At 66.0% G+C, this 19,314-nt stretch carries 12 protein-coding genes and 1 pseudogene; 1 reads left to right on the top strand and 12 read right to left on the bottom strand.

The window, feature by feature from the left end; genetic code table 11:
* Positions 1–10: 10 nt before the first annotated feature.
* Positions 11–3,220: pseudogene (locus RTY13_RS07530) on the top strand (efflux RND transporter permease subunit).
* Between the two features lie 183 nt (positions 3,221–3,403).
* Here RTY13_RS07530 and RTY13_RS07525 read toward each other — a convergent pair.
* The 12 genes from RTY13_RS07525 to RTY13_RS07470 form a co-directional block, all read right to left on the bottom strand.
* Positions 3,404–3,955 (bottom strand): recombinase family protein, encoded by a 552-nt coding sequence (locus tag RTY13_RS07525; protein ID WP_312782327.1) that lies wholly within the window; start codon positions 3,953–3,955, stop codon positions 3,404–3,406.
* Positions 3,956–4,181: 226 nt separating this feature from the next.
* Positions 4,182–4,949 carry a hypothetical protein gene (locus RTY13_RS07520; RefSeq protein ID WP_312782326.1) on the bottom strand — a complete coding sequence of 256 codons (768 nt, stop codon included), beginning with the start codon at positions 4,947–4,949 and terminating at the stop codon, positions 4,182–4,184.
* Positions 4,949–7,228 (bottom strand): ThiF family adenylyltransferase, encoded by a 2,280-nt coding sequence (locus RTY13_RS07515; protein ID WP_312782325.1) that lies wholly within the window; start codon positions 7,226–7,228, stop codon positions 4,949–4,951. The genes RTY13_RS07520 and RTY13_RS07515 overlap by 1 nt, the downstream gene beginning before the upstream one ends.
* Before the next feature lie 9 nt (positions 7,229–7,237).
* Complete coding sequence (locus RTY13_RS07510) at positions 7,238–8,383, bottom strand: hypothetical protein (RefSeq protein WP_312782324.1); 1,146 nt, start codon at positions 8,381–8,383, stop codon at positions 7,238–7,240.
* A 654-nt stretch (positions 8,384–9,037) separates the two neighbouring features.
* Complete coding sequence (locus RTY13_RS07505) at positions 9,038–10,357, bottom strand: MFS transporter (RefSeq protein WP_312782323.1); 1,320 nt, start codon at positions 10,355–10,357, stop codon at positions 9,038–9,040.
* Positions 10,358–10,446: 89 nt separating this feature from the next.
* Positions 10,447–11,091: a transmembrane anchor protein gene (locus RTY13_RS07500; RefSeq protein ID WP_312782322.1), complete on the bottom strand. Its 645-nt coding sequence runs from the start codon at positions 11,089–11,091 to the stop codon at positions 10,447–10,449.
* Between the two features lie 14 nt (positions 11,092–11,105).
* Positions 11,106–11,825, bottom strand: a complete 720-nt coding sequence (locus tag RTY13_RS07495; RefSeq protein ID WP_409450288.1) for a HupE/UreJ family protein — start codon at positions 11,823–11,825, stop codon at positions 11,106–11,108.
* Positions 11,826–11,847: 22 nt separating this feature from the next.
* Positions 11,848–13,017, bottom strand: coding sequence for an acyltransferase (locus RTY13_RS07490; RefSeq protein ID WP_312782318.1), 1,170 nt, complete (start codon positions 13,015–13,017; stop codon positions 11,848–11,850).
* A complete protein-coding gene (locus tag RTY13_RS07485) occupies positions 13,017–16,205 on the bottom strand; it encodes a CusA/CzcA family heavy metal efflux RND transporter (RefSeq protein ID WP_312782316.1) in 3,189 nt (1,062 codons plus the stop codon). Before RTY13_RS07485 ends, RTY13_RS07490 begins: the two co-directional genes overlap by 1 nt.
* Before the next feature lie 14 nt (positions 16,206–16,219).
* Positions 16,220–17,482, bottom strand: coding sequence for an efflux RND transporter periplasmic adaptor subunit (locus RTY13_RS07480; RefSeq protein WP_312782315.1), 1,263 nt, complete (start codon positions 17,480–17,482; stop codon positions 16,220–16,222).
* Positions 17,479–18,789, bottom strand: a complete 1,311-nt coding sequence (locus RTY13_RS07475) for a TolC family protein (protein ID WP_312782314.1) — start codon at positions 18,787–18,789, stop codon at positions 17,479–17,481. Before RTY13_RS07475 ends, RTY13_RS07480 begins: the two co-directional genes overlap by 4 nt.
* A gap of 62 nt (positions 18,790–18,851) precedes the next feature.
* A complete protein-coding gene (locus tag RTY13_RS07470; RefSeq protein WP_312782312.1) occupies positions 18,852–19,277 on the bottom strand; it encodes a hypothetical protein in 426 nt (141 codons plus the stop codon).
* Between the last annotated feature and the right edge of the window lie 37 nt (positions 19,278–19,314).

Here is a 19,314-nt window from a genome sequence, read left to right as displayed (position 1 = left end):
GCGACGGATCATGTTCAAAGCTCTCATCGAGGCGTCCGTCCGCTTTCGCGGATTCGTCGTCCTAGTAGTGGCGCTGGTCGCTGCGCTGGGTCTGTTCGAACTGACCAAGCTGCCGATCGACGCCGTCCCCGACATCACCAATCGGCAGGTCCAGATCACCACGGTCGCCCCGGCGCTCGCGCCCGAGCAGATCGAAAGACAGGTCACCTATCCGCTGGAAACGGCCATGTCCGGCATTCCCGGCCTGGTCAGCACCCGGTCGCTGTCACGCAACGGCTTCAGCCAGATCACCGTCGTCTTCACCGATCAGACCGACATCTATTTCGCTCGCCAGCGGGTGGCCGAGCGGATGCGCCAGGCTTCAGACAGTCTACCCGAAGGCGTCGAGCCTGCCTTGTCGCCTATCACGACGGGATTGGGCGAGGTTCTGATGTGGACCGTCGATTATGTGCCGTTCAGCGCCAAGACCACGGTCGCGACCGGCAAGCCAGGCTGGCAGACCGACGGCGCCTATCTGACGCCCGAAGGCGAACAACTGACCACGCCGCAGCAACGCGCCACCTATCTGCGCACCGTTCAGGACTGGATCATCGCCCCGCAAATGCGCACCGCGCCCGGTCTGGCCGGAATCGACGTCAACGGCGGCTATGTGAAGGAATACGCCGTCCGTCCTGATACAACCGCCCTGACCCGCTACGGCCTGGGCATGAACGATCTGGTGTAGGCGCTGGAACGCGCCAACACCCAGGCGGGCGCCGGCTATGTTCAGCGGGCAGGGGAGGCCCTGGTGGTTCGCACCGACGCCCTGGCCGCGACGGTCGAGGATTTGGCCCAGGCGCCGGTCGTCAATCGCGGCGGTCTGGTGGTTCGTGTGGCCGACGTGGCGACGGTCGAGATCGGTCAGGCGCCGCGTCTGGGCGGAGCCAGCCGCGACGGTCACGAAGCTGTCCTCGGCACCGCCCTGATGCTGGCCGGTGAGAACAGCCGGACGGTCGCCCAAGCCGCCGCCCGACGGCTGGAACAGGTGGCCGCCTCCCTGCCGCCCGGCGTCGTTGCGACCCCGGTCCTGAACCGCAGCGATCTGGTCAACTCGACCATTTCGACCGTGGCGCGCAACCTGATCGAAGGCGCCCTGTTCGTCATTCTCGTGCTGTTCCTGTTGCTCGGAAACTTCCGGGCGGCGGCGATCACGGCGCTGATGATCCCGCTGTCCTTCCTGTTCGCCGTCATCGGCATGAACCGGTTCGGCATCAGCGGAAACCTGATGAGCCTGGGCGCCCTCGATTTCGGCCTGATGGTCGACGGCGGCGTGGTGGTGATCGAGAACACCCTGCTGATGCTGACCCAGAAACGGGCCGAGCTGGGACGGATGCTGACCCGCAACGAGCGCCTGGGCGTCGCGGTGCAGGCGGCGCGCAAGATGGTCAAACCGGCCGCCTTTGGCCAGCTGATCATCCTGCTGGTCTTCACGCCGCTGCTGATGCTGGAAGGGGTCGAGGGCAAGACCTTCGTGCCGATGGGGGCGACGGTCATGCTGGCCCTGGTCGGCGCCTTCATCTTCTCCTTCACCTTCGTGCCCGCGATGACGGCCTGGTTCGTGCGCGAGCCGAAGACGGTGCGTCTGGCCCCCGACGGCAAGGCCGAGGAGCACGAGACGCGGCTGCTGCGCTTCGCCCGACGCTGGATCCAGCCAGCCATCAGCGCGGCGGTCGCCCGTCCCAAGTTGGTCCTGATCGCCGCCCTGGCCATGATGGGCGTGGGCGCGGTTTCCTTCATCAGCTTGGGTCGGGAGTTCATCCCCACGCTGGACGAGGGCGATATCGCCATGCAGGCGCTGCGCGTCCCCTCCGCCTCGCTGGAGCAGTCCCTGGCCATGCAGATGGTCCTGGAACGAGCCATCAAGGCCCAGCCCGAAGTCGCGACCGTCTTCTCGCGCACCGGCACGGCGGAGGCGGCGGTCGACCCTATGCCGGCCAACATTTCGGACGCGGTCATCATCCTCAAAGACCGCAAGGATTGGCCCAATCCGAAGCTGTCGAAGGAAGACCTGATCGCTCGCATCGAAAAGGCCGCCAGCCAGCAGATCGGCAACAGCTTCGAGTTCAGCCAACCGATCGAACTGCGCTTCAACGAACTGATCTCGGGGGTGCGCACCGACCTGGCTGTCATGGTCCATGGCGACGACTTCGACACCCTGCAGAAGACGGCGGACGCGGTAGCGGCCAAGCTGCGGGATACCCCCGGAGCTGCTGACGTGAGGGTAGAGCAGGCGTCCGGTCTGCCGAACCTGACCATCAGCGTCGACCGTTTCGCCGCCGCCAACTACGGCCTGTCCGCCGCCGATGTTTCGGAAGCCGTCTCCACCGCCATCGGCGGCGCTGAGGCGGGGCGCATCTTTGAGGGCGACCGTCGCTTCGACGTGGTCGTGCGCCTGTCAGACGGCGCGCGAAACGATCCGGCCACCCTGGCCGCTCTGCCGATCGTTTCCTCGACCGGCATCGTCGTGCCTCTGTCGTCTGTGGCGCGCATCCACACCGCCGAAGGTCCGAACCAGATCAGTCGCGAGAACGGCAGCCGACGCATGGTGGTTCAAGCCAATGTGCGCGGCCGCGATCTGGGCGGCTTTGTCGCCGAGGCTCAAAGGTCAGTCGCGGAGGTCACGCTGCCGGTCGGCTATCGCCTGGGTTGGGGCGGGCAATTCGAGAACCTCAAACGCGCTGAACAACGTCTGGGACTGGTGGTTCCGATAGTCTTCGTCCTGATCGGCGTTCTGCTTTTCATGGCGTTGGGATCGGTCACAGAGGCGGCTCTGGTGTTCGCCTGCGTGCCCCTGGCCCTGGTCGGCTGTGCGTTGGCTCTGTTGCTTAGGGGGATGCCGTTCTCCGTCTCGGCAGCGGTCGGCTTCATCGCCGTCTCTGGCGTCGCCACTTTGAATGGTCTGGTCCTGATGCAGGCGATCCACGAGCAATTGCGCACGGGACTTGAGCCTGTTGCGGCGGCGGTTGAGGGCGCAACCAGCCGACTGCGGGCGGTTCTGACCACAGCCTTCGTCGCTATCGTCGGCTTCATCCCCATGGCGCTTGCCCATGGTGCGGGGGCCGAGGTGCAAAAGCCGCTGGCGACCGTGGTTATCGGCGGGCTGCTGACAGCCACCGCCTTGACCCTTCTGGTGCTGCCAACCTTTGCCGCCAAGATCACGGAGTATCGTTTGTCGAAATGATCGGTTGAAACGAAACGGACAAACGAGGTTGCAATAGGGAGGGCGCTTAGCCCCGTGGCGTCCTCCTAATTGTGAGCCCTCCTAGATCCTTGGACTCCAAGTGATTGAATCCTAGAGAGCTGCTGGTTCTTGGTTTCTTGGAATCCAGGGCGCGGCTAGCAGGCGCCTATGCGGGTCTCAGGCCTAAGATGTAGAGCGAAGCGATCGATAAAGAGTGCTGCGCGATACGCCCAAGGTCGCCGCGATCTCAGCCATGGTCTGATCTGGGTGCTGCATCAGGTGGCGCGCTTGCGTCAGTTGCTTTGGGGAGGGGGCAGGGGGACGCCCGCCCAATCTGCCTCGTGCACGCGCAGCGGCTAGACCCGCCATTGTCCTTTCACGCGTCAGGTCGCGCTCCATTTCGGCAAGAGCCGCCATCATGAGGAAGAAGAACCGGCCCGCCGGCGTGGTCGTATCAATGCCATCCGTCAGGCTTCGAAACTCGACGCCGTCCTGGTTCAGCTTCGCGACGAATTCGACGAGCTGACGCACAGTGCGCCCGAGACGATCGAGCTTCCATACGACCAGCCTATCGCCCGACCGCAGATGAGAAAGGGCGGCGGCGAGACCAGGCCGATCAAGGCGGCTACCGCTCAGCTTGTCGGAGAACACCCGCTCGCAGCCAGCACGCTCCAGCGCATCAACCTGGCGTTCCAGATTCTCTTCGGTGGAGACCCTCGCGTAACCCAGCAGCATTTGTCTCAAACTCGACAGCGATGCGTCACGAGAGACGCTGATTTCGCGACAGACTATCGCACCATGAGATCACTGTGAATCGGGCGACGGACCGCCAAGTGGCATCTCTGTGTCAAAAACGGTCGTTTATGGCGCAGGCGGCTTGGTCTGCCGTTGACTCAAAGCGGCGGTTGGCAACGTCCGCTGGTGGACGCGGTGGTATGGCGGAAGCGCAAGGCCTTCATGCCTAAGCAGTTTGCGACGTCTCACACGACGCAAGAAGCCGACGCGCGTACAGATCGCCGGCTTCCTTCACCCAGCTTGACCGAACAACGAGAATCCAACCGGCCAGAGTGATCAGGCTCAGCCCAAGCGCAGCGACCTGAGCCGGCTGCAATGTGGAGGCAGTCGCCCAGAGTGCACCCCAAACAAGGCCGCCGGCATGCGGATAGCGAGTCCAAAGGACCGGGCCGACGGCTGCGATCGCCGCGATGCAGACCAAGATACCGGCTGGCTTCAGGCCGAACAGATTGCGTCGGAAGCCATAGGACGTGTTCTCGTTCAGAATCAGGAAGTGCGCCGGCCCGCGGCACTGCTCCATGAGCCAATGGATCGCCGACTGATACCGGGCGTCCGCCCCGGCGGGGTTGGCCGTTTCCTCAGCCGCCGTCGGAAGGGCGCTGCCAAGCTTGGTTGCCAGATACTGATGGTAGCGAGCCTTCACCTCGGCGGGGAGGGCGTCGTCGCTGTGGCGAAGGATCCGGATGGTCGGCATCACCTTCCATTCTTTGAGAAGGTGCCGCTGGCCGCGCTGCCCCTGCGAACGGCTCAACTCGGCAAACAGAAACAGCAGGCCACAGGTGTTGATGACGGTCAGAACCGCCGCGCCGACGTTGCTCGTGAGAAGCCCGGGATACCAAGCCAACAGCGTCGCCACCGCTGGCAGGATGGTCAGTAGCGCCGGAGAAACCCGCGCCTTGAGGTCGTAGCTGTCGAAATTCTTCAAGAAGTCCATCACTGCCCCCCAAGCCGCTCTAGGGGAATGCGTTGGTTCTCAACAATCAAACTGAACTCATTGTCCCCAGCGATCAGCATGATCGGAGGGTAGCCTTCGACCGCCATCTGAGCCGCCATGTAGCCGTAAAGCCCGACATCGTCGACGCTGGGCAGGACTCCGTAGCCAGTCGGGTGCGAATGCCATTCGCCCGCATATCGCAGCATCTGCTGCGTCTTCGACCCCGCTTCGGCCACCGCGTCGGGAAGGCCGTAGCTCCCTCGAATGAACGAGCCGCGGTCCTCTTTGCTGTCGGCCGGCGTCTCAAGTGCGTCCACGAGGTAGATCAGCTTGCGCGACGTATCGAAGTCTCCGAGCAGCACCCCGCCGGTCTCGTCAGGCAGCCGCTCGTCGCGGCGCTCCCAGATCGCTTCCAACAGGCCAGGGCGTACAAGGATCGTCCAGCCGCCCACTTCAAAGCGCTTCATTGACCGCGGATCGATCTCGATCGCGCGAACTTCCAGTGTCGTCGGGTCGGTGCGCCAGACCTTTGCGACGGGCGCGTCCTGAGTCAGGGCGGCGCGCAGCGACTTGGCGGCGATCCCCGCGTTGATCGCCACATGCACCTGCTCGATCTGGCCGCTCAGGTCACGGCAGCTCTGGCCATACCGGACATGGCCGGCGGCGTTCAGGTGCCCCTCCAAGGCCGGGTCGCTCACCACGGCCGCGTAGTAGGCCATCTCCAGTTCATCGAGCCGCACGCTCCGCCCAGCATCCTCGACCAAGACGACCAGGTCATGACCGCTCGGGCTCAGGAAGGCAGCCGCGCGCCGGCCCGTCGCCGGATTGTCGATCGCCAGGCTCCGCGACACCGCCACCGACGCGGCAAGGTCGAGGATGACGTCGGCCTTCGCTATCGCGGCTTGATAGGCTTCGGCGTCGTCACCGGACGGTCGTAGGACATTCACGTCGAACGCCGCCGTCTCGGCCGGCGCATTCAGGAAGTCGTTAGTTTGCGACGCAACGATTTTGGACTTTGAGACGCCCACCCCTTGGTCGCTGTAGCAACCGTGGCGGGCCAGGTTGTGGGGAAGCAAAAGATCCTGATCGGCGACACCGGTGACGGTCTCGCCCATCCGCACCAGGTTGCCCACCACCTGCGAACCCAGCGCGCCCGCGCCCACCACCAGCAACCCGAGCCCGGTCTGAGCCTCGTAGCCGTTGAACCGTGCCGCCGCCTCACGGGTGATATCGGTCAACGTGCTCCAGAGCATGACGGGCACGTTGGAGCCATCAAAGGTCGGGTTGAGAGGGCCTAGGGTAGCACCCTCGATTATGCGGCCTTTGTCGTCGGTGATCGCCGACCAGATGTCGAGCGATACGCCGAGCTCACGCACTGTCACCGCCAGCATGAACAGACGGGTATCGGTACGCTCAGCTTCCTCGCCCGCCAACCGGGCTGTGGGGATGCTGACGATGACGACCGGGCGCGTTTCGCGAAGGGACGGATCAGCTAACCAGCCGCGCAGCGCTTCCCCGAGCTTCGCCTTGAAGTCGAAGCCTTCGACGCTGAACAGCGCGAGTAGGTCGGCCGCAGTCCGCGCCGAATGCCGGATGAACCCGTGCGTCTGGGTCGGCAGCACGAAATGCACGGCGGTGAACCCGGGATGGTTCTTCAACCCCTCCGGCTTGCTGCCGAAGAAGCGCACCACGGGGGTGCCTTCGATGCCATAGCCGTACAGGCGTGCCGGTGTGGTCGCACAGAGCTCGACATAGTTCGGCGGCAGAATGGCTTGGTGTGCCGAGGCGACCACGAACGGCTCCAGAGGCTGGTCAGCAGTATGTAGTTCGCCCTTCGCAGTCGCGTTGAACCAGTGCCGGACGGTGCGGACCAAGAGATTCGGCGACCAGCGCCGCTTCGCTTCATCCCACGGCTCTTCGCTTAGGCAAAGGATGGAGGGATCGCCTGGCGCGGTCAGGAAGGTGTGCGGCAGGTTCGGCGGGAAGTCATCGCGGATGATCAAGGCCGTCGGCCACTCGGTATCACCGACGGTGAACCCCAGCGCGACGAGCTCCCGACGCGCGATATCGACGACCGGCAGCTGGCCAACATCGAGTTCAAACTCGACCACGACCCAAGACCGTTCACCGCTCTGACGGACTTCGATCAGGCTCGCGCCAACGTCGTCGCGGACGGCGAGAAAGGCGGCGAAGTCGCGCGCCTTCCCCGCCGTAAGCGCGTCGGGTTCAACGACCGGCCCGCACCATTTCTCAAGCAGCTCTGCCGACGGATCGGTCAATTGCCCGCCTCACACCAGACGGAAGATCGGGCCACGACCGGCCCGCGGCGCGGCCGCCCCGGTCAGCACCGCGGCGCCGCTGGCGACCGCAGTGACGATCCGGGCCTTGGTATGGTCGATCTCGATGACCAGCGGCTTGGGCGCGCTCACCCTCGGGTGCTCCATCGTGACCTTGAAGTCGCCGCGCAGTCCGTTGAAGCCGGTGATGCGCCGGTAGTAGTTCGCCGCTTGGCGGTGCGGCGGCTGGGTGTCGCTGCCCGTCTGCGGGATCGGCTTACTGGTCGACACAATGACGCCGCCACGCTGGCCGTGCACCTCGTAGAGCTCCTTTACCTGATCGACCGGCACGGTTTCCTCGTCGCCCTTGTCGGGCCCGAGCGACAGGTACGAGCAGTGGTGGGGCAGCTTGAACACGTCCCACTCGAGGCGCTCAGGGCGACCGTGATAGTTCGTGATGTCGACGATCGCGCTCAGGACCTCGTGGTCCGCATCGGCGCCGAGCATCAGCTTGGTCTTCACACCGGACACCTCGAAGGTGGCTTGCACGAAGATGCCGTCGGTGTTGCGGTCCATCAACTCGCCGTTGTCGAGTCGGCTGGCGAAGGGCGAGTGAGCAAAGAACTCGGCCCCGTGGTCTTGCCGGTTGAACGTCGGCACCAGCGTGCCGGCGTCCACGAACAGGTGCTTTCGGGATTCGAAGTCGAGGCCTTCGGATTCGAGCCATTTGCGCAGCACTTCGGGACGCGAAAACACCCGAATGCCCTTGCCCTCGCGCAGCCGGTGCCGCGCCTCCTGCCGCCAGATGCGGGACTCATCGACGAGCCCGTCTTCCAGGATCACGCAGGCCGGGACCCACAGTTCCTTGATCTTGAAGCGGTCATCATCCTGGTAGCAGCTCGCATGCTCCAGCCAGAAAATCTCGCTGGACCGGCAGATATGATCCTTGTCGAGGTGGGTGATGCAGAAGACGTCGACGTCCTTCCGCTTAGCGGCGTTCAGATCGTCGCGGATTGCCTTTTCCAGATCGATCCGAAGATCGTTCGGGTCGGCCATGTCCTTCTGGTGGGCGTAGTCGAAGATGATCTTCTGGCCGCCGTCGAGATCGAGCAGGCAGCAGTCGGCATTGTTCAGGGGGAAGAAAGTAAGCTTGGGCATAAGGGCTCCAACGGGGTGAAGAACCCGCGCCTGCCCGTGACGAAGAATATCAGTCGGCCCCGTTGTCTGCCAACGGCTCCCCCGATAAAGGTCGGTCACCGGCCCTTGCGAGTCGGGAAAGGGGGAGAGGGCGGCTTACGTTCCAGCAAGTTCGGGCCGCTCTCTTCCCGCCATACGCACGCAACACACGCTCACTAAAGCCGAGCTGTCCCAGTTGGGGATTGTCCGGCCGCGAAACAAGCCGCACTCGTCGGCTCATCCACACACATCGATGCTAGCGATCAACGTCCCGCCCAAAGCGGTCGAGGGCTCGCTCTACGCCATGGCATAGGCCGAGTCGGCTCGTCGTTGAAAGGGCTTATTTACCCATACCAGCACCATGCTGCGATTCGTTCTAGGCGTCTACATTTAGTATGTCGAGCGGATTCGAACGCTAGCCGAAGTGGTTTGTTTGTTTCGGAGCCCTAGCCGGAGGAGCCGCCTCGAACCACCCAGCCCCCGGTTCCGAAACACAGCGCCTGCTACCTAAACGCGTTCGTCCAGTGCTTAGTGCGATTGTTGCACGGCCGGGTGTCTAGCCACGACTTCCGCGGATGGAATGTCGCCTTTCGGATCGTGCACCGATGACCGCTCATGGCGCAAACGTGTCGACAGCTAACCCGGCCAGCGGCGGTGCAGATCGTCTAGCACGAAGGTGTGGGCATGGACGCCGCCCTCTAGCGGATGATCCGCGAGGTGCGGGTCATCCTCGGCCAGCTCCGGGTGGCTGTGCGACACCGCTTCCGGATCGCGTCTCGGCCACAGCAACAGCCCCGCGACCAGCCCGACCGCGCAGAGCGCCGCGAGGATCAGGAAGGCGGCGGCGGGGTTCACCGTCGCGCTGACGAGGCCGGATACCGGGTAGGCGATCAACCAGCAGGCGTGGGACAGGGCGAAGTAGGCGGCGAACAGGGCCGGTCGGTCCGCAGCGCCCGAGGATCGGCGCAGGACGCGTCCGATGGGGACCAGCGTCATTCCGTAGCCCGCGCCAAGCACAAGCCATAGACCCAGCAACACCGGATATCGGGTGGCCAGCAGGCTGCCTGCCAGCAGCACCACGGTCATGATCGCGCCGCCCGTGGCGACGATGGTGCGGTCCGGCACGCGCTCCAGCACCTTGGGCAGGGTCAGGGCGGTGGTCATGGACCCCAGCCCGAAGGCCGCGAGCGCCCACGCTGTGGCCTGCTCACCGAGATTGAAACCGGACTGGACCAGAACGACGGTGTTGACGAAGGCCATTGCTCCGCCCGCCGAGGTGGCCAGACTGAAGGCGAGAACGCCGCGCAGGCGAGGGGTGAGAAGGAACAGCCGCAAGCCGCCGGTCAGACGTTCGATGAAGGGGCGGGGGACGACCGCCTTGGTGACGGGGAGCGTCGCCGAGACCACAAACAGGGCGGAAATCACGAAGCCGATGGCGGTGCCGCCGAACAGGACGCTCCACGTCCCGACGGTCAATAACAGGGCGGCCAGCACCGGGCTGGCGACGCTCTCCAGATCGGACGCCAGACGGGAGAGGGACAGGGCTTCGGTGTATTCGCGCTCGTCCGGCAGCAGGTCGGGGATCATGGCCTGAAAGGCGGGGGTGAAGGCGGCGGCGGCGACGTACAGGACGGTCATCAACGCGTAGACCTGCCAGCCCTCGCTGACGAAGGGCAGGCTGGCGGCGACCAGCGCCCGGACCACGTCCAGCGTCACCAGCAGGGTCTTGCGCGGCAGGTGGCTGACCAGCGCGCTGGCGAAGGGGGCCACGCCGACATAGGCGACCATCTTGATGCCCAGGACGATGCCCAGAATTTCGCCCGCATTGGCCCCGGCGAGATCGTGCGCCAGCAGCCCCAGCGCGACGGTGGCCAGACCGGTGCCGAGCAAGGCCCCGACCTGGGCGATGAAGAGCCTGCGATAGGCTGTGTGACGAAGGGGGGCGAGGAGCTGCATGAGCGGTCTGACGGATTGAAGGGCTGTGGCGCATCTTGCGCCCGAAGGGATGGCGGGCCGAGTCCTGCCGGACCCGACCCGTCGGTGAGTCAGACGACGCGCTTGACCTCGGAGTACGCACCCTCGGTCCGCAGGGTGATGGTCACCGGCGCACCCGTGCGGTTGCGCCAGAACCAGCCGTGAGCCCCGGTGAAGGCGGCGGTCAGTTCGCCTGATTGTTGTTGGGCTGAGCCCTTTTCATAGGCGTGGTAGCGGACGCCCGGACGGTCAGCGTGGGTGTCGTAGTTCACCCGCCCGCCGCTGCTGCTCCATGTGAAGCGCGCCTTTGCGCCTTCCTCCATCACCAGCTTGATCTCCGCCCCCTGATCAGGGGCGAGGGTGATGATGGTTTCGTCGGACCGGGGCGCACCCGCAGCGGAAACCTCGGCAGGGGCGGACGCGGATGGCGCTGCCGGAGCGGACGCGGGGATGGGAGGTGCGGCAGCGACACCCGACGCTGCTGCTGCGTCCGCCGCAGCATCGGCTTCGGCCTCGGCGGCGAGCTGCACCTTGATGCGGCCCATCTCGGTCAGGCCGAACACGGAACCGATACGGGTCGGATCGACGCCGTACTCGGCGGGCATGACGACGGTGACGAGGATCACCGACGCGACGGCGGCGGCGATGCCGGTCGATTTCAGAAGCTGGCCGGTCGTCGGCAGGTCGGAGCGGGCGGGGCGGTTTGCGTTGTACATTTCAGGGTCTCCGATCACATGACGAAGAGGCCGACGAGCTGATAGCCCGTCAGGATGAAGCCGAGGGTCATGACGACCACATTGGTGAGGTAGGCGTGCTTCCAGAAGCTGTTCGACCGACGCCAGAAGCCCATCAGGATCAGGATGCCGCCCAGCGCCAGAAGCTGGCCGGCCTCGACGCCGATGTTGAAGGCGATCAGGTTGCCGATCAGGCCGTCAGGTGAAAGCTGGAAGTCCTGCAGCTTGGTCGCCAGACCGAAGCCGTGGAACAGGCCGAAGATGAGGGTCGCGGCCTTGGTTGACGGCTGGAAGCCGAACCAGCGCTGGAACGCCCCCATGTTGTCCAGCGCCTTGTAGACGACGGACAGGCCGATGATGGCGTCCACCACATAGCTGGAGACGCTGATGTCGGTCAGGACGCCCAGCAGCAGGGTGGAGGAGTGGCCGATGGCGAACAGCGTCACATAGATGCTGATGTCCTTCATCCGGTACAGGAAGAAGATCACACCGAAGAGGAACAGCAGGTGGTCGTAGCCGGTGACCATGTGCTTGGCCCCCAGATAGACGAAGGGCCAGAACAGGAAGCCAGAGGTTTCCTGAATGTAGCCCTTGTCGCCCTCGGCGACGCCGTGGGCGAGGGCTTCGCTGAACGCGCCCTGCAGGAGAAGAAATCCGATCACGAGGACCAGTGCGGTCCAGGGTGATCGGAGCCACGATCCGGGATCGCGGCGCATGATTGAAGTCATGAGCAACCTTTCATTTCGGGGGAATGGGTAGGGAGGGGGCGGCCGGCTTCAGCCGGTCGCGAAGCCACTCGCGGGCAGGACGCTCCCAGAAGACGTGGAGCGCCCAGGCGGCGATGAGGGTGAACATCAACAGCGCGCCGCCCTCGAAGAGGGTCATGCGGTAACCGCTGTTGCCGTCCCCCAGCATCGCCATGCCGTTCTTCCAGACGATCAGCAGTGGCAGGTGGACGAGGTAGAGGGCGTAGGAAGCTTCGCCTGCTTCCTGCGCGAGGGGATGGTCGAACCAACGGTCCGAACCGGATCGGGCCAGCAGGGCGAGGCTGAGGATCAGCAGCCCCGCCGCCCCGACCGTCAGCCGCTCATCGGCTGAAGTCTGCATCATCGTCAGAAGCAGAGCCGCCGACAGGAGGGCAGACCAGCGCGCGACCGGCGGCTTGACCGTCAGGCACGCACCGAGCTGGTAGAGGCTGATGCCGAAGAGAAACTCCGGCACGATCCTGAGCACGCCGAGCACCAGTTCGGCGTGGGTGAGGATTTCGCCGAACCGCCACCGGTAGAAAGCGTCGAGCGCGACGAAGCCCGCCACGGCGAGGGACAGGGTGATCCATGGACTGCGCTTCTGGCGAAGTCCGATCCAGGCGAAGATCGGGAACGCGAGATACGCCGCCCACTCAGCGGACAGGGACCACGACGGACCGTTCCACTCGTTGGGGACGGTGGCGGGGAACCACGCATGGATCATCGCCGCCGCCGACAGGAAGCCGGGCAGGGTATAGCTCTGGCCGTTGAACGGTTGGCCGAGCAGGGTCGCCACGCCCAGCACGAGGGCCATGAAGACCAGCATGGCGACGTGGGCCGGATAGATGCGGGCCAGACGGTTCACGAGGAACCGGCGATGGTCGTAGCGTTCCTCACGTACCTGCCGCCCGTAGACGTGGGCCAGGACGAAGCCGGACAGGATGAAGAAGAAATCGACCGCGAGACGTGCGCGTTCGATCAGGGCGAAGCCTGTCCCGCCCTCGGGCGTCATGTTGAGCTGGTAGTGGAACAGCACGACGCCGAGGGCGAGCCAGAACCGGACAGCCGTCAGAGCGGGCAGCCGGTTCGGGAAGGCTGGCGCTGACACGTTGGGGACCGTGTCAGCGCCGCCCGTGCTCTTCCGGGGAAGAGCCTCGGGCATCAGACGTTCCTTCGACGAGGACGGAACGGCAGATGATCCAGCCATTCCCGGCGGGGACGGTCAGCTGGTGTGTCGCGGCCATGCACCAGGCTGTAGAGCGCCGGGAGCACGAGCAACGTCAGCACCGTGGAGGAGATGATCCCCCCGATGACCACGGTGGCCAGCGGACGCTGGACCTCCGCACCCGCGCCCACATTGATGGCCATCGGCACAAAGCCGAGAGACGCGACCAATGCGGTCATCAGCACGGGACGCAGCCGGGTCAGGGCGCCCTCGCGGATGGCGTGCGCCACCGGCTTGCCTTCCTCGATCAGCCCCCGGATGAAGCTGACCATCACCACCCCGTTCAGCACCGCCACGCCCGAAAGCGCGATGAAGCCGACACCGGCGGAGATGGACAGCGGCAGACCCCTGAGGGCCAGCGCCGCGACGCCCCCCGTCAACGCCAGCGGGACGCCGGAGAAGACGATGGCGCTGTCCTTCACCGAGCGGAACAGGGCGAACAGCAGGCCGAAGATCAGCAGCAGCACGGCGGGAACGACCAGCTGCAACCGCTTGGCGGCGGAGATCAGCTGCTCGAACGTACCGCCGTAAGTGATCCAGTACCCGGCGGGCAGATCGACCTCCTGCTCGACCCGCTCCCGGACTTCTCCGATGAAGGAGCCCAGGTCGCGGTTGCGGACGTTGGCGGTCACAACGATGCGTCGCTTCCCGTCCTCGCGGCTGATCTGGTTCGGACCTTTCTCAAGCGCGATGGTGGCGATCTCGCTGAGCGGCACGAAGCCTCGCGGCTGACCGTCGGCGGCAGGCAGGGGCACCTGTATCCGTCCGATGGCGTCCGTGTTGCCCCGCAGGTCTTCCGGCAGCCGCACGACGATGTCGAAACGGCGGTCTCCTTCGAAGATCTGCCCTGCCGTCGAGCCGCCCATCGAGGTCGAGATGACCTGCTGGACGTCATCGATGCTCAGGCCCAGCCGAGCGATGGCGGCCCGGTCCGGCGTGATCTGCAGCATGGGCAGGCCGGTGACCTGCTCGGACTGCGGATCGGCCGCGCCGGGGACCGAACCGATGATCTCCTCGACCTGCGCGCCGAGCGCCACCAGTTGGTCCAGATCGTCGCCGTGAACCTTGATGGCCACGTCGGCGCGAACGCCGGACAGCAGTTCGTTGAACCGCATCTGGATGGGCTGGGTGAACTCGTACTTGCTGCCGGGGATTTCGGCGACGGCCTCCTCCATCTCGCGCACGAGCTGGAGCTTGGGCTTGCGGGGATCGGGCCAGTCCTTGCGGTCCTTCAGCATGATGAAGGTGTCCGCGACCGACGGCGGGACGGGGTCGGTGGCGACCTCGGCCGTGCCGATCTTGGCGACGACCCGTTCGACTTCCGGGAATTTCGCCAGCCGGGCTTCGAGTGCGGTTTGCATCTCGACGGCCTGGCTGAGGCTGGTGCCCGGAATACGCAGGGCGTGCATGGCGATGTCGCCTTCATCAAGGTTCGGGACGAATTCCGAACCCATCCGGGAGGCGCCGAACGCCGCCAGCACGACGAGGGCGACAGCGCCGCCGATCATGGCCTTGCGCGAGCGCAGGGCGAAATCGAGCGCCGGCTGGTAGCCGATACGCGCCCAGCGCATCAGGAAACTGTCCTTCTCCTGCACCTTACCCGTGACGAACATGGCCACGGCGGCAGGCACGAAGGTGAGGGACAGCACGAGAGCCGCCGTCAGGGCGATGACCACGGTGATGGCCATCGGGTGGAACATCTTCCCTTCCACGCCGTCGAGCGCGAAGATCGGGACATAGACGAGGGTGATGATCAGCACCCCGAACAGCGACGGCCGGATGACCTCGCTGGACGCGCTGGACGCCAGCGAGAAGCGTTCCTCGCGGGTGAGCAGGCGGCCCTGTTGATGCTGCGCCTCGGCGAAGCGCCGCAGGCAGTTCTCCACGATGATGACGGCCCCATCGACGATCAGACCGAAGTCCAGCGCCCCGAGGCTCATCAGGTTGCCGGTGACGCCCGCCTGCACCATGCCGGTGATGGTCAGCAGCATGGTGATGGGGATGACCGCCGCCGTGATCAGCGCCGCGCGGATGTTTCCGAGCAGCAGGAACAGCACCACGATGACCAGCAGCGCGCCTTCGACCAGGTTCTTCTCGACCGTGCCGATGGCGCGTTCGACCAGATCGGTCCGGTCATAGACCGGGGAGGCGACGACGCCGTCCGGCAGGGCGCGGGCGGCTTCCTCCAGTCGCGCGGCGGCCGCCTGGGCCACGACACGACTGTTCTCTCCCGCCAGCATGAGGACCGTGGCCAGCACGGTTTCCTTGCCGTTCTCGGTCGCGGCTCCTGTCCGCAGCTCTTCACCGGGGCCGACTTCGGCGACCTCGGCGACCCGGATCGGAACACCGCCCCGCGTGGCGATGACGATGTTCAGCAGGTCTTCGACGGTCGAGGCCTGACCGGGCACGCGGATCAGATATTGCTCGCCGTAGCGTTCGACATAGCCCGCGCCGACATTGGCGTTGTTGCGCTCCAGCGCCTCCACCACCTCGCCGAGGGTCACGCCATAGGCGGCGAGCCGTTCGGGACGAGGGGTGACGTGGTACTGGCGCTCAAACCCGCCGATGGTGTTCACCTCGGTGACGCCCGGCGTGTTGCGGAGCTGGGGGCGAATGACCCAGTCCTGCAGCGTGCGCAGGTCTTCCGAGGTGTAGGGCGTGCCGTCCGGCTTGCGGGCGTCCGGGCGCGCCTCGACGGTGTACATGAAGATTTCGCCCAGGCCGGTGGCGATAGGCCCCAGCTCCGGGGACAGCCCGACGGGCAGTTGCCCGCGCGCCGTCTGCAGCCGCTCGTTCACGAGCTGCCGCGCCCGGTAGATGTCGGTGCCGTCCTCGAAGACGACGGTCACCTGACTCAGGCCGTAACGCGAAACCGAGCGGGTGTAGGACAGACCCGGCACGCCCGCGATGGCGGTCTCCACCGGGAAGGTGATGCGCTGCTCCGCCTCAAGAGGGGAGTAGCCGGGAGCCTCGGTGTTGATCTGTATCTGGACGTTGGTGATGTCCGGCGTCGCGTCGATGGGCAGCTTCTGGAAACTCCAGACGCCGACCGCCGCCGCGATCAGGACCAGCGCCATGACGACCCAGCGGAAGCGGATCGACAGGCTGATGATGCGTTCAAGCATGGTCGCGCATCCCCCTAGTGGTCGTGGCTCGCGCCGGACTTCTCGATGTCCGCGCGAATGAGGAAGGCGCCGTCCACGACGTATTCGGTCCCGGGCTCGATGCCGCCCAGAACTTCGGTCCACTCGTCCGTGCGGCGACCGAGGTCGAGCATCCGGACTTCGTAAGTGTTGCCGACACGGGCGTAGACGACCGTGAAGTCCCGGAAGGGCTGCAAGGCCTTGGTCTGGACCGCGAGCGGCACTTCGCCCGCGCCGACCTGGACCTGTCCCTGCACGCCCAGACCCGGACGCCAGACGCCGCCCTGGGCGGGCAGTTCGACGTGGGCAACGAGCGTCTGGCTCAGCACGTCATCGGCGGGCAGGATCGCCTCGATGACGCCGATGGCGCGGTGTTCGCCGGCCGCGCTGGTCACCTCGACCCGTTGACCGACGCGGACCCGTTCGGCGTCGCGCGGGTACAGGAAGAACTCCGCGTGCAGCCGGGTCGGGTCGCCGATCATCAGCATGGGCTGGCCATTGCCGGTGATCTGGCCCGGGTTGACGTTCTTGGCGGTGATGACGCCCGAGATGGGAGCCGTGACGGCGTAGGTCTGCAGGCTTTCGCTCGACTCCACGCGGGCGATGACCTGACCGCGACTGACACGGTCGCCCAACTGGACGGTCAGGGACACCACGCGCCCCGGATAGCGGGCGTGAACTTCCGCCTGTCCTTCCGGCGTGATCTCCACCCGGCCAGACAGGGGCAGGGTTTCGCCCAGGACCGCCGGACCGACGCGCTGAACCGTGACGCCTCCCGCGCGGGCGGCGTCGGCGGTGATCACCGTGCGCCCCTCGTAGGATTGATAGGTCCAGTTCGACCGGGCGCCCCCGCGCGTGGCCTGAACGGCTACGTCGAACGAGTGCGGTTCCGACACCACGCCGGGGCTAGCCAGATAGTCATTCTCGGGCGTGAAGGTGAAGCGATCAACCTTCGGCCCGAGGCGGGTCAGGGCGATGGTCGCCTGCACCTGCCGGGGGTCCAGCGGCTTGTCCTTCAGGTAGGGGTAGAGCCGGAACAGGGGCTCCGGACCTTCCTCGTAGATGGTGACTTCCAGCGAGAAGTCGCCGTCGCGAAGCAGGCGGCCATTGTGCGGCCCGCGTTCGTAGTCGGCGGCGGCGGCTTCCGCGCCTTCGCCGGTTTCGGTCTTCTCCGCGCCGCCGCCGCAAGCCGCGAGGGTCAGGGCGACAGCCGTCAGCGCCACGCCACAGGCGCGGCGAACTTGGTGGGTTCGGTTCATTGTGGGATCTCCAGGCCGAGCAGTGCGGCGTGCGCGCCGGTCAGGCGGTCAAGCCGGGCGCGGTCGTTGTGGAAGGCCTGAAGCACCGCGACACGGCGGGCCTTGGCCTGAAGCAGGGCCGTCTGGGCGGCGATGACATCGTTGTAGGTGAAGCCTCCGCGACCGAAGCCTTCCCGGACGAGCACGACGGCGCGCTCGGCTTGGGGCAGGGTCTCTTCGGTGATCCGGCGGGCCTCCGTCGCCTTGGCGACCAGCTGGACCTGCAGACGGGCGATCTCGCGTTCAGTCTCGATGCGGAAAGCGGTCAGATCGGCTTGCGCGACCGTTCCGTTCGCCCGGGCCAATTCGATGGCTCCCTGGTTGCGGTCATACCGCTGCAGGGGGATCGAACCGCCAAACACCAGCGACAGCTCATTGTCCCAGATATGCCGGACACCGACGCTGATGGTGGGGTCGGGCACCGCGCGGGCTTCCTCGACCCTCACCTGGGCATCAGCGATCGCGCGCTGGGCCAGGAACAGGTCGAGGTCGGCCTGGGCGGCTTCACCCGCCGCGACCCGCGCCGCGCTCGTGTCCTCGAAGACGGACGCACCGAGGGAGAAGTCAGACCGGCCCATCCAGAAACGGGCAAGGCTGATCTTGGCCGTTCGCAGGGTGATCTCGGCCTGATCGAAATCGATCTGGGCCTGCGCCAGTTCGGCTTCCGCACGGGCTCCAGCGAAGAGCGGATCGCGCGCGGCGTCCACCCTGCGCTGGACTTCTGTCTGGAAGCGCTCTGCGAGCGTCAGGCGCTCGCGGGCGATCTCCAGATTGGCTTCCGCCGCCAGTACGTCAGTCCACGCGCGCTGGACCAGTTCCAGCCGGTCGAGCTGGGCGATCCGGGCGCGGGCGAGGGCGAGGCCGCCTTCACTACGCGCCAACGCCGTTCGGGCAGGGCGGTCCCCGCCGCGTTCGAGGCGCTGTTCATAGCTCAGCGTGGTCTCGGTGCGGTTCAGGATGTCGCCCCCGCCGAGGGTCGGCAGGTTTTCGACCATCAGGCCGACGGTGGGGTTCGGACGGACATCGGCCTGACGCACGCTGGCGTCCACGGCGCGCAGCCGGGCGTCAACGCCGGGACGGGCCGGGTCGGCGGCCGCGGCGAGGCTCAGGGCCTCGTTCAGGCTCAGAACCCGGGACGCGGTTGCGGGCACATCCGCCGATTGGGCGAGTGCGAGGGTTGGCGGCCATGCCGCCAGTGCGAGCACGAACGCGGACACCGCCGTCGTTCGCGCCCGCGATCCGGCAAAGCCGGACGGGACGATTTTCAAGGATTGTCTCCAAAACAAAACGCGCACGGCCGCGTGGCCGCGCAGGATCAGCGCTCAGGCGATCAGGCGTTCTGTCTGGGAGGGTCGAGCGGGCCGTCGGGATCAGAGCCCGGTGGCACGGCGGACGGGCGCGGACCAAGGTTGGTCACGCTTCTGTCGGCGGCTTCGATGGGATGGGCAGGCGTGATCAGGGCGACATGCACGTCGCCACCGCCGTGGTGGTGGTGGGTCAACGGCGCGTCGCCGCCGGTCTTCTTCACGGTATCGAAGGCCGCCTCGCCGTCGCCCGCATCGGATGCGGCGTCAGCATGATCGTGATCGTGGTCTTCGTGATCGTGCGCCGTGGCCGACGCATCCTCGTAGGACACCCCGGGGAACTGCATCGCGTGCTCGATCCGGTGACTCGCATTGACCACGCCATAGCCCTGCAGCGTGACCATGACGGTCACGGCGAGGCCGACGCAGATCTGGCGGATGAGTCGCGACAAGAGGATTTCCCCGATATCGCATGACTATGTCGGCGCG

The sequence above is a fragment of the Brevundimonas sp. genome (genome assembly GCF_032055285.1).
Taxonomy (GTDB): domain Bacteria; phylum Pseudomonadota; class Alphaproteobacteria; order Caulobacterales; family Caulobacteraceae; genus Brevundimonas.
The sequence above is the reverse complement of the archived record's forward strand: the minus strand, read 5'-3'. Positions and strand labels throughout refer to the sequence as shown.